This is a genomic window from Porphyromonas pasteri (genome assembly GCF_014647755.1).
Classification (GTDB): Bacteria; Bacteroidota; Bacteroidia; order Bacteroidales; family Porphyromonadaceae; genus Porphyromonas; species Porphyromonas pasteri.
Window position 1 is genome coordinate 61,095 of record NZ_BMPU01000003.1, and the last position, 12,755, is coordinate 73,849.

Annotated in this window: 8 protein-coding genes; all 8 read right to left on the reverse strand. The window is 57.3% G+C overall.

Annotation, left to right across the window (positions count from 1 at the left end):
• Positions 1-11 precede the first annotated feature (11 nt).
• The gene (locus IEX77_RS05555; RefSeq protein WP_188808067.1) at positions 12-695 is read right to left on the reverse strand and encodes a hypothetical protein; all 684 of its coding nucleotides are present in this window, start codon (positions 693-695) and stop codon (positions 12-14) included.
• Positions 696-732: 37 nt separating this feature from the next.
• Positions 733-4,992 (reverse strand): cobaltochelatase subunit CobN, encoded by a 4,260-nt coding sequence (locus tag IEX77_RS05560; protein ID WP_188808068.1) that lies wholly within the window; start codon positions 4,990-4,992, stop codon positions 733-735.
• A gap of 745 nt (positions 4,993-5,737) precedes the next feature.
• A complete protein-coding gene (locus IEX77_RS05565; RefSeq protein WP_188808069.1) occupies positions 5,738-6,367 on the reverse strand; it encodes a fumarylacetoacetate hydrolase family protein in 630 nt (209 codons plus the stop codon).
• Positions 6,364-7,062, reverse strand: a complete 699-nt coding sequence (locus tag IEX77_RS05570; RefSeq protein ID WP_188808070.1) for a redox-sensing transcriptional repressor Rex — start codon at positions 7,060-7,062, stop codon at positions 6,364-6,366. Before IEX77_RS05570 ends, IEX77_RS05565 begins: the two co-directional genes overlap by 4 nt.
• 174 nt (positions 7,063-7,236) lie before the next feature.
• On the reverse strand, positions 7,237-8,586 hold the full coding sequence (locus IEX77_RS05575; protein ID WP_188808071.1) for a DNA recombination protein RmuC: 1,350 nt from the start codon (positions 8,584-8,586) through the stop codon (positions 7,237-7,239).
• Between the two features lie 92 nt (positions 8,587-8,678).
• The gene (nrdG, locus tag IEX77_RS05580; protein WP_188808072.1) at positions 8,679-9,188 is read right to left on the reverse strand and encodes an anaerobic ribonucleoside-triphosphate reductase activating protein; all 510 of its coding nucleotides are present in this window, start codon (positions 9,186-9,188) and stop codon (positions 8,679-8,681) included.
• Between the two features lie 113 nt (positions 9,189-9,301).
• Entirely contained in the window at positions 9,302-11,704 is a 2,403-nt protein-coding gene (locus IEX77_RS05585) for an anaerobic ribonucleoside triphosphate reductase (RefSeq protein WP_188808073.1), read from the reverse strand.
• 721 nt (positions 11,705-12,425) lie between these two features.
• Positions 12,426-12,755, reverse strand: coding sequence for a PG0541 family transporter-associated protein (locus IEX77_RS05590; RefSeq protein ID WP_229770806.1), 330 nt, complete (start codon positions 12,753-12,755; stop codon positions 12,426-12,428).

The following is a 12,755-nucleotide window of genomic DNA, read 5'->3' on the forward strand; positions in this document are numbered from 1 at the left end:
GCGGGTATATATTATTTGTGTTTTAGTGATCGACGGATGCGGGGAGCGAAGTAGCCCACGGCAAAGCACAGCAGTCCGATGCCAAGGGTCAGCACCAGCCCACTCCACTGGATGGGGCTCTCGGTGGGTGCCATACGGATGGTCTCATCGACCGAAGCGATGATCCCGAGGATGAAGACAAAGAGCTCTACTAAGAAGAGCACCTCCAAGCGCTGCTCTTCCTCGGGCAGGAGGAAGCGCAAGAGGAAGGTAAGCCCCAGCAGGAGCACCACCGTCCCTGCGGCAAGGAGGAGGGAGACAACCCCGAAGTCCATCCCAGGCAGGGCGAAGATCAGCGTCGACTGCAGATAGAAGAGCACGGGGAAGATAAGCACCCCTGGATAGAGGCGCAGGAGGAAGGCTATCACCCTACCCCTTCGACCACGTGGGTGACTCAGACGGGAGAAGCTGTAGGCCACGATGAGTGCCACATCCAGCGAGATGAAGATAGCTGCATACTCACGTAGCGAGCGGTTGGCGATATAGGCTGCGAGGCCGGTCTTCGTCTGCTCAATCGCATAGGGATAGGTCAAGTAGACGAAGACAGCTGCCACGACAGCAAAGAGTGTGGGGATGATCCAGCCCCGCTCAAAGGAGAGGCGTAGCACGGAGGCTACGATGATGAAGAGCAGGAGGATCTGGACGACGAGTTCCATCAGCTACACCGAGAAGATAGAGGTTAGCATCAGGGGACTACTCAGCATCACGACGGCGCTTGAGACGCAGGAGGACAAGGAGGCCAATGAAGAGGACAGCGACACCAGCTACGATCCATAGGCCATTGAAGCTACGCGTCACGGCACCAGCCTGATCAGCGACCGTCTCCTTCTTCATCACCATACCATCCTGGCTGGGAGCATCGGCCGAAGAGCCTTCATCCATCTGCTTCATTTGAGACTGATACTGCTTAGCGGCCTCGGGAGAGAGCTGCTCGGAGATGAAGGCACGGAGCTTCTTATTATCCGCCGACATACCACCACCCGAGGGGCCGTACTTAGCGACGAGCTCCGAATGGCGCTGGGCGAGCGTAGAGAGCTGCTCGGGTGAAGCCTTCCACATCCCCTTACGAGCCGTCTCGAGCATCACAGCGGTGATCTCCTCGAGAGCTGCGGGGCTCTTCCCTTCGAATGCCGAGGCAACACCGAGGTTATTGACGTCGCGGATATACATATCGTAGAGCTGATCCCAGAGCTCCTTGTCGATGACCTCGGGCTTCATCACATTCCACCCGTAAGTGTTGGTGACGACCTCTGTGATGTTAGCCACGCTGTTCGCGCCACCGGCGAGGACTTCCTTCACGTACTCAGGGTTGAGGACGGTAGCACGGCTCTCGACGCCGATAGCCTCCTTGAGGTCCTGCATACGCATGTTGCTGTGGTTGCGGTAGTCAGCGAGATAGGTATCGGGATCCTTCCCCGTGACATTACGTACCGAGAGCGTGAGGCCACCCATGAACTCATAGACGTGATCGAGGCTCAGTGCACCCCAAGTATTATTCTGACGTGGCTGCACGACGACGTCGGTATTCTTGAGTGCAGCACGGAAGAGAGGCTTGACGAAGCGCCCCCAGTCCTCCTGCTTACCGGTGTAGGCGGCACCCATGTTGTTCAGATAGACATCAGCGATCTCCTTCTCTTGCTCCCACTTGTCTCCAGAGGTGACCATCTCCTGGATGCCGGTACCATACATACCATTGATACCACCGAAGATGCGGACATTCGCCAGCTCACGGGCTTCCTTAGGCGAAAGGCCCTGCTCGACGAGCTCCTTCTCCGTGGCGACGGAGCCTGCAGCGACGTAGTTCTCCTGATCTTCCTTGCCGAGAGAAGCGACCAGCTCGACGGCCTTCGTGATCAGCGCCAGGCGCGAAGCTGCGAGGTCACGGAACTGTCCCGAGGTCTGGATGACCACGTCGATACGTGGGCGCCCCAGCTCGGAGGTGGGGATCAAGCGAACATCCTCGACCGAGCCAAACTGCGAGCGCACGGGCTCGACCCCGAGCATATACAGCACCTGGGCGATAGTCACCCCTTCGGTCTCGACAAACTCACTGCTCCAGAAGGTATAGCTGACCTTCGTGGGATACTTGCCGTGCTGCTCCTTGTAGGCCTTCAGTGTAGCCTGAGCGAGCTGTACGCCCTGACTCCACGCACGCTGCGAAGGTGTGCTCTCGGCACGGACCGAATAAAGGTTACGCCCCGTGGGTACAGCCTGAGGGTTGGCGACGGCATCACCACCCGACGAGGGTGCGGTGAAGCCCCCGTTAAGGGCATTGATCGTAGCATCAAGCTCGAGGCGAGGGCTATTCTGCAGGGCATCACGATAGGTGATGACGTTGAGGATAGCGCGCTCCAGCTCGGTGACCGCCTCCATCTCATCCCGCTCCTTCTTTGATGGCTCGGGCGTGTCGGCAGCGTGTCCCTGAGGCTTACCCCCTGGATGACCGCCAGGATGACCAGCGGGCTTATCCTTGAGGCTACCGCCACGGATCTGATCGAGGCGGGTAGGCTTACCGCCCGACTTACTGCTATCGCCCTTGGCAGCTGCCATAGCCGCCTTCATACCCATGGGCTTCTTAGGTGCAGCGAGTGCATGGATACGCTCCAGCTGCTCCTTCGTGATGCCCCCATAGGAGAGGACGGTAGCTTCGCTCACCGAGCCCGAGGCGAGGATGCCACGGACGAGCTGCTGAGCGGGCTGGAGGTACTCCTTATAGAAGCGGTGCTTATTGCTTGTATTATCGATGGGCTGAGCGGCACGCAGGCGATCCAGTCGCGCCTTGGCGTAAGCGATGGGATCAGCCGTCATCGCTAGCACAGTCGAGGTCGTCTTCGCTGGGGTGTAGGGCACGCCCGTGACATAGAGTTGGCCATTGACCTTCTCTGAGGCGATCTCCTCGGCGAAGTTGTCGATGCGCTCAACATCCTTAGCCGTATAGGGCTTCGTGAGGATGGAGTCTAAGCGGAGCTCACGATGGATACCGAGGCCGACAGCGAGCTTCTTCACCGCCAGGCTCTGCGTGTCCTTCGCCGCAGGCTCCTTCAGCTCGTAGTACTTCTCGATGGCCTGCTGCAGGTCAGTGAAGATATGACGCGTCTTGCTCTCGTCGAAGGGAGGGGTGATATAAGAGATGAGGCTACCGTAAGAGCGGCGCTTAGCCATCATGCTCTCCCCGATATTCCCGATCGTATAATAGTAGAAGTGTGGGTAAGGTGCGATGAGTGCTTCGCCCCAGTCATTGGCGCTGAGTGCGACCTGCTTCTTCGGGGTGAACTCCAAGCTCCCATGCGTACCGAAGTGCATCAAGGCATCTGCCCCGAAGACGTGGCGAGCCCAGAGGTAGGCATTGACATAGGGATAGGGAGGAGGCGAAGCGGCACCGTGCACAATAGCGAAGTTGTCACTACCGATACCCGCTACAGGCTGAGGGAGCAGGACGACATTGCCGTACTGAATGCGTGTAGCTGCAAGCTGCGGTGTACCAGCCGAAGAGGTACGAGTCATGTAGCTCCCAGGTGTGGGGCCATAGATCTCCTCCAGCTCCTTGATCTGAAGGGGCGTCAGGTCTTCGGCGATCCACTTATCGAAGTCTGCCTTATCGACCCAAGCCGGATTACCCGTCTTGAGGTATTCCTCCATCTGCCCGCCAGCAATGGACTGGATGACGGGACCTTCGCGCATCAGCTGCGCCTCGAAGGCCTTCACATCCGTAGGGAGCCCCGTGAGGTTATAGCCCTCAGCCTTGAGACGGAGCAGGAGGTTGTAGAGCGAGGGCACGACTTCGATACCCTGTGCTGCGAGCGTCTCCTGCCCAGGGCCCTTGAAGTAGTAGATAGCGAGCTTCTTCTCGCTATTGGGCTTGGTCTGCAGAGTGAGGAAGCGCTGTACCAGCTCGGTGAGCTTCTTGAGGCGCTCGGGTACAGCCTTGAGGACGTAGAGTCCGTCGTCATTCTTCTCCTGCGTGGTGAGCACGTAGGGATAAATAGCTCCATCAAGCTCGGGCATACCAAGGGTCTGAGAGAGGAAGCCCCCCATCATACCCTGTGGATCAGCCTCCCATTCCTCACGACTGGTCATGAGCGTCAGGGGTGCGATGACGGGGATATTACGCTCACGCAGGTATTCGACGACACGGTCACCACCCATCATCGAGATACGTCCGTGAGGGAAGTGGATGATGAGGTCAGGTGAGACCTCCTGGATGAAGCGGAGGCGGTCAGAGAAGGAAGAGACGGGATAGACATTGAGCCCCGCACGATCAAGGCTGGTGATGAGGCTATCGAGGTTTTGCTTATTGCCGCTGAAGGGATCGTTGAGCCCCCCGATGACGAGGACCTTCTTCGCCCCCTCATGATAGAAGCCCTGCTTCTTGATATAGGCCTCGTAGTCGGCGAGCTTATCGAAGGCGACATTCTCATCGAGATGGTAGTAGACGTCGGCCGAGCTGGGAGCTACCGAGTCGGGCTCGGGAGCGAACCACTTCTTCCCGTCGATGTAGCGACGGATATAGTGTGACAGAGAGCGGTAGTTCTTCTTATTCCCGTTGTCAAGGTACTCGCTGATGCGCTGATCCTTTGCAGTCTCGAGGCTGGAGATCTCATTCTCCTTCGTCGTAGCATAGACGACCTTGATAGGAAGACCCTTATCGCCCAGCTTCTTGATCTCGGCACGCTGCTCATCATTCCACTTGAGGCCCATACCGAAGGCCAGGACGCAATCGTAGCTGTCGAACTTATCGATATCCCCCTGCTCCAGCTCGTCATAGCGGACGTGCTTATTGTCGTTGGAGAGGATGATCCCCGAAGACTGATAGCCGGGGAAGTTCACCAGGGCGATGCGCGTCGTCGACCCATAGCGTCCCCAGACAAAGTAGGCGACGAGGGCGACAAGGGCGAGGGCAATCCCTCCGAAGAGGAAGCGACGCAGGCGCTTACTACGGGATGCCGATTTCATGTCACTCATATAGCTTATACCTTATATATTATCTCTGCTTCATGTTCCCCACAGACCCGCATAGACACAGGGGTGGAAATTAGCAGGCAAAGTTATAGGCTACAAGGAGGCGAGTAAATACCTATGAATAGGGATTTGCCCCCACATAGACAACCTATATATAGGTATAGACACAGCTTATCAGCGTTAACTCTCCCCACATCTAATGAGACTGCTTCCGAGAGTCCTGACCTCTATTTAGAGTGCTAAGGCATCGCACGCCCAGCTCCCCGATATACCCCTTCCGAAGTGATACGTAAGCCCTGCGCCTTATCACAAATATTCCTCTTATCCAGCGGAGGAAAAAGCATCGTTCTTGTGAAGGAAAAAGCGCCTTCACGTAGTGGTATTCTCCTATCTACGTACGTAGTCTTAAAGACCAGGCACGCAAATCCAAATATCCACGCACGGAGATATTAGAGCCACGTACGTAGCTCAAACTTATCTGCCACTCGTCCACAACTTTTATCCCTACGCGGAGCAACAACCCAATATGGGTCACTTCACAAAGCTATATAGGAATCCAAGCAAAGCTATATAGGAATCAGGCCAAAGCTATATAGCTTTCTTCGCCATCCTATATAGCTCTACCGACGCACCTATACACCTACTATATGAGACCATTACGCAAGACACAAAAAAGCCCCACCGATCGCGATAGGATCGGTGGGGCGATGGGGTGTGGCCTACACGAAAGGGTAGCCAGCTACTTGATGGGGACGTGGAGCACCTTGCGCTCTCCGATGAAGCCCTCGAGGGTCTGCCCGATAGCTATAGGCCCGACACCTGCAGGGGTGCCCGTGAAGATGAGGTCACCCATACGTAGCGTCTGGGAGCGGCTCACATAGGCAATCAGCGCATCGAAGCTATGGATCATCTCCGAGCTATCAGCCTCTTGCACTACCTCTCCATCCCGCCGTAGTGAGAAGGAGATGGGGCGCTCGGGATAGCCCAGCGCCGTCTTGTCCAGCCACTCGCCTACGACAGCCGAGCCGTCGAAGACCTTAGCCTCCAGCCACGGACGGCCCTCAGCCATAGCACGCCGCTGGATGTCGCGTGCCGTGAAGTCAATACCCACCGTCACTCGCTCATAGTAGCGATGGGCGAAGCGCTCGGCGATGCACTTCCCTACCCGACTGATCTGGATGACCAGCTCCGCCTCGTATTCGATGGACGAACCCATATCGGGGAGGAAGAAGGGCGTGCGGGGCTTGAGTAGCGCATCACCCTTGTGGAAGAAGAGTGGAGGGCTATCTACCGCCTGCTCAGGAAGGCCGAGCTGAGATGCTTCGGCTACGTGCGGGCGGTAATTGAAGCCTACGCCTAAGATCTTCATCGGCTGGAGCGAGGCTTACTGGTGGGGGTAGTAGGTTGACTTTCCTGGAGCGCCTTCATGCGGGTGAACATCAGTGCCAGGTGCGCATACATCGAGGTATTCTGCACGACGACGTGGTCGGGCGTCTGGATACGAACGGGCGTAAAGTTCCACAGCGCACGGATACCGGCACGCACCAAGCGGTCGGTCATCAGCTGAGCTTGTAGGATAGGTACGGTGAGGATGGCGATCTTGATGCCTTCGCTCTCGATACGTGTCGCCAGCTCATCGATATGATAGACGGGGATCCCCGATACTTCCGTACCGATGATATCCTCAGCGACGTCGAAGCCAGCAGTCACCTCAAGACCGAACTGTCGTAGCCCCTTGTCCGAGAGGAGTCCAGAGCCCAAGCTCCCGACACCGATGAGGAAGGCCTGATGACGCTTCGTGAAGCCGAGGAATTCCTCGAGGTAATTGATGAGAGCCTCCGTCTCATAGCCGACGCGTGTACGCCCCTGGAGCTCTACATACGAGAGGTCCTTTGCCACGAGCGCAGCATCGACCCCGACTCCCGAAGCGATACGGGGCGAGGAGACGTACTTATGTCCTTCTGTTTGGAGAAGCTTTACAAAGGAGAGATACCAAGGGAGTCGGCGCAGCGTCGGCTCGGGGATAATTCCATTGCGCTTCTTCTCGTCCTTAGATTTAGCCATTTATAATCGTTTAAGTAAGTGATCTTATTCCTGGTGAGTACAAATTTACGAATTCAATACGAAGCCCCGTAGTATATCCCTCCCCGACAAGAGCGCGACAGCCAGCTATCCCGTAAGAGGATAGCTGGCTGTCGCGCTTAGTTAGGTCTATCGATCTCCGCAGAGAAGTGAAGGCTATTCATCTTCGGAGGAGGCTGCAGGGGGCTGGATACCGCCTGGCAGTGCCTTCTTCGTTTTCGCTCCCAGCGCCTTCAGCTTATCGAAGCGGCCGAGGATATCGCCACGACCATCACGGAGCTGGCCCTTAGCTTCGCCAAACGCCTTCTGCGCATCCTCGAGCTTGCTCTCGATCTTCAGGAAGGTCTCGGAGAAGGTAGCGAACTTATCATACAGCTTACCCGCCTCATCGACGATCTGCAAGACATTGCGCTGCTGGCTATCACGCTGCCACATATCCTGCGCCATACGCAGGGCAGCGATGAGGTTCGTGCCGTTGATGAGGACGACATTCTTCCGATAGGCTTCCTCCCAGAGCGTGGGGTCGTGAGCGAGCGCTATGGTGTAGGCGGGCTCGTTGGGGATAAAGAGCATGACGAAGTTCGGCGAGCCCTCGGTGTACTCTTCGTAGCGCTTACCCGAGAGCTCATTGATATGCTTGCGTAGGCTGAGGAGGTGCTCCTTGAGTGCTTGGTCACGCTCTGCGTCTGTCTCAGCGGCGACATAGCGTGCATAGGCGGTGAGGCTGACCTTACTGTCGATGACGATGGCACCCCGATTGGGGTAGCGCACGATGACGTCGGGGCGAAGGCCGCCACGGCTATCTCCCGTCGTGATGACCGCTCCCGACTCATCACGCAGCGTCTCCTGCACGAAGTAATGCTCGCCACGAATGAGCCCGCTCTGATCGAGGATGCGCTCGAGGACCAGCTCACCCCAGTCGCCCTGCACCTTGCTATCGCCACGCAGGGCACGCGTGAGGCTGGTGGTCTCCTGACTGATCTCCTGACTGCGGAGGATGAGCTTCTCGATGGAGTCCTTGAGGTTGAAGCGTTCGCGCGCCTCTTCTTGGTAGGTCTTATCGACCTGCTCACCGAAGCGCTTGAGATCCTCACGCAGCGGGGAGAGAGTCTCCTTCGTGCGCTTGTCGAGGTCTTCGGTACGCTCGCGCATGATGTCATTCGCGACAGCACGGAAGCTATCGCGCAGCTCTTCGGCGAGCTTGCCCTTCTCTGCCTGGAGCTTCTCCAGCTCGGCAGCGAGACTTGCACGCTCGGTCCCGACGGCAGCCAGACTCACGGCGGCCTCATCAGCCTTCTGCTGGAGGGCGTCGTAGCGCTGGCGAAGCTCTTGATGTGCCTCTGCAGTCGTCTGGAGCTTCGTCTCAAGGGCCTTGAGCTCGAGCGCCTTCTCATGCTCGGCACGCTCAGCGGCTGCGACTACATCAGTAAGTTCTTTGATGCGCTTCCCTGCGTAGAGGAAGAGCACGAGGAAGACGAGGCAGAGTGCCCCAAGGAAGTAGATCATCGTCTAATAGGAAGGTAAGTGGATGTGTCAGCAGGGGAAGCCCCCGTGAGATATAAAGATAAGGAGAAGGCTCGAGACAGCAAGAGTGCGCCTCAGAAGGCATCATCGAGGAACGAGAGTGCCGCCTCAGAGAGTGGTACGCCGTGATCGATATGTACAAGGCGCTGATTACGACTACCGCGGAAGTAGAGGCGCGGGTCAAGAAGGCTCTGGACGAAGGGGCCATCGACGAGCACATCGATGAACTCGAGCGCGGGGCGATGCGCCTCTGACTGCAGGAGGTACTCCACCGTGAAGCCTGTGTAGCACCAGATCGACAGCCCCGTCTCACGTCGTAGGCGTGCTAAGAGCGTAGTAAGAGCCGTGGGATCATAGAAGGGATCTCCCCCAGAGACGGTGATGCCGTCCAGGAGAGAATTGCCCCGTATCTCCTCGATCATATCACTGAGGACCTCCTCGGTGAGAGGAATACCCGCCTCGGCCGACCAGCTCTCGGGATTGTGACATCCTGGGCAAGCATGGCGGCAACCAGCCAGATAGATCGAGTAGCGAAGGCCAGGGCCATCGCTGATGCTCTCACGATAGACGTTGAGAAGGCGCACGGAGACGGGGGTGAGGAGGGGGATGGATAAGACGAAGCCTGGAGCCCGTCGGCGGGGAGCCGCCTCGGGACCCAGGCTCTTCGTCAGCTGCTTAATAGTATGAGTTGGGAGGATCAGTGATGCTTCACGCGGTCGTGTTCCTCTGCCTGCTTAGCAGAGTTCCAGCTCTCGAGGCTACCGGTGAGATAGCCCGTGATGCGACGCAGACGAGCGATGCGATCGCTGGTACAGACGGGGCACTTATCGTAGATGATCCCACGATAGCCACAGTCCTGACACGTATCTACGGGGTGGTTGATCGAGCCGTAGCCGATACCCGTATCCTTCATTGTCTTGACGAGCTTAAGGATGACGGAGACATTCTTCTTCGCCTCGCCATCGAGCTCGATATAGCTGATATGCCCACCGAGCGTGATCGCATGGAAGGGGGCTTCACGACGGATCTTGTCGTGCATACCGATCTCTTCGCGCACGTCGACGTGGAAGGAGTTCACATAATAGTCGAGGTCATTGACCCCAGGGATGATGCCGTAGCGCTTGCGGTCCATGCGGGTGAAGCGCCCCGAGAGGCCTTCGGCAGGAGTAGCAAGGACAGAGTAGTTGAGGTGGTACTTCTGCTTGTATTCGCGCACCACTTCGTTTATCACCTGCACGGCATCATAGAGCGTCTGCCAAGAGCGGTCGCTGCGTCCATGACCCTCACCATAGAGTGCCATCATCGCATTGTGCCCGCCGATGAAGCCGATACCAAGCGTGCCGCTGTCGAAGACCGAGCCCACTTCGTCCTGTGGGGCGAGGGCTGCACCACCCTTCCACACGTCATTGCCCATCATGAAGGGGAACTGACGAGCTAAGGCCGAGCGCTGGTAGAGGTAGCGCTCATGCAGCTGGTCACCGATGAAGGTAGCCATCTCACGCACCGACTCGAGGAAGAGTGCCCTTGCACGCTCCTGCTGCTGCTCCACGGGAGCCGTAGGGAGCTCACGCTGGGCACGGCGAGAGGCTTCGATAGCCAGACGAGGCAGATTCATCGTCGTGAACGAGAGGTTTCCGCGCCCGACAGAGGTCTTGGGCCCGCAGACATTCTCGAAGACGCGCGTACGGCAGCCCATCGTAGCGATCTCATGCAGGTAACGCTTCGGGTCATCGGCGCGCCAGAGCTCGTGCTGATTGAAGGGCGTATCGAGGAAGACAAAGTTCGGGAAGAGAGCGTGCGACGTCGTCTTACACGCCAAGAGTAGGAGGTCGAAGTTCGGCGTCTCAAAGGTGTACTTCCCAGCGAGTGCCCCAGCGAAGTCTGCCTGTGCCTTCGCATAGTCTGCCTCGGAGTAGTTCACGCCCTCCTTGACCTTGAAGATCTGGATGGGGAAGATAGGCACCTCGCCCTGGCCTAAGCCCTCGACGGTAGCAGCGAGGAGCTCACGGATGACCATACGGCCCTCTTCGGAGGTGTCGGTACCATAGTTGACCGAGCTGAAGACGACCTGATTACCGCCACGCGAGTGCATGGTATTGAGGTTGTGCACGAAGCCCTCCATCGCCTGATGAGTCTCGCGCTTGGTGCGCTGATAGGCTTCTTCGAGGGCAAGACGCACAGCCGTAGCGGGGAGCTGACAGCCGATACGCTCAAGGCCAGCAGCGAGAGCTTCGGCTGCAGCATCGGTATGGGCGAGAGGGGGCTCGAGGCCACGGAGTGCGTCGACGAAGCCCTTACGCTCCTCATCCGTGAGGCTTCTCCCCGAGAGAAGGCAGTGGGCATAGAGGAGGCGGTCGGCGAGCTGACGGATAAAGGTCTTACGCACACCTGGTGCCATGAAGAAGTCGAAGGCTGGGATAGCCTGCCCGCCGTGCTCCTCGTTCTGATTCGTCTGGAAGACGATCGTCGCGAGTGTGGCGTAGCTCTGGATATTCTGTGGGGTACGGATGCTCCCATTCTTCGTGTGGAAGCCTCGCTCAAAGAGGTCCGCCAGGTCGTACTGCACGCACGTAGCGGTCTTCGTAGGATAGTAGTCTAAGTCGTGGATGTGAATATCTCCCGCAGCGTGAGCACGAGCGAAGGGTGCCGAGAGGAGGTACTTCATCGCATAGTCCTTCGTCACCTCAGAGGCGAAGGTCATCATCTGACCCGAGGGCGTGTAGGCGCTCATATTCGCATTGCCCAGATTGATATCATTCTTCTCGATGGAGACGATACCATCCATAGTGCGCTTGAGGGTCGTGCGCTTCTCACGCTGGACGGTGCGCCACTCACGATAGATGATGTACTTCTTAGCGACCTGAGGCGCGAGGTTCATCAGTTCAGCCTCGACACGGTCTTGGATCTCCTCGACGGCGACCTGAGCATTGCGATGACAGAGCTCTGTCTGGATGAGTGACTCGATACGGAGAGCATAGCCTTCTTCATCAAAGAGGCCTGCCGCACGGAAGGCCTTATCGACAGCACTGCGGATCTTCTCGCCGTCATAAGGTTGCTGACTTCCATCCCGCTTGAGGATGTAGATCGACTCTTGTCCCATAGGATCTTAAGTAGTTGCGTAGTTTGTAGTTAAGTTTCGGTTGGTCGGCCCTACCCTTCTCCTTCGTCAAGGCGATCGACCAGCTCGAGGGAGTGGCATCGGGACCGAGACAAATGTATGCATTTATCCATAGGGTTACACACATCCGCAGGGAAAAGTTATCCACAACCTCTACAGCCCGCTATCCATCGGGGTATTGCTCTCGACATCAATCAGCGGTTACGCACCGATCGGCCAAATTATCTCTCGAAGGCAAGATCGGGAGGAAGTTTTTTTGCCCCTTCAAGGGAGAAAATATCCACCAACCGAAGGTGGAAAACATAGCCCCTATTCACCAGCTCCTCAAGTCCCCCAAGAGACAACTTATATCGGGAGTGAAATCCCCGCCATTCCCGCACCGAAACAACAAGCTATCCCACAGCATCATAGCCAACGCCTCCACAGATCAAAAAAGCGACCACTACTGGTTAGCAAGCGAACCAGTACTACTCACCCTATCGTACCAGTACTGCTCACACGAGTGACCAGTACTGGTCAACTCGCCGACCAGTACTGGTCGCATTTACCTCTCAATAGAAGCGAAGCTGCGAGCTCCAATAGCCGCCCCTCTCCCACCCGTATATATACGACACGCCCCGCGCTGGATCGGGCGATCACAGCGCGGGGCGTATACCGTAAGAAAGGGAAGGAAGCGAGGCCGTAGCCTGCCGAAGAGGCGAACTTAGATCATCGCTTCGACAGCCCAGACGAAGGCACGAAGTCCTTGGTCGGGGGTAGCTTCGTCCAGCGCACGCAGGCGCTCCAGCAGCTCAGGCACACGTGTCTCGGGAGCGATGACGTACATCGCCGAGTTCATCGTAGGCCAAGCGTGGTCACCGATATGCGGCTCCCCCGTCTTCGAGCCACGGCCCTGAGCCCGCTCAAAGGAGGTGTAACCACGGAGGCTCATCTTAGTGAGCAGGCGCACGATGATCTCGTGATAGGCCTGATTGTAGGTGATGAAGACGGTCTTCATCGGCTGCTCGGGGGCGAACATTTGATACTTATCCAT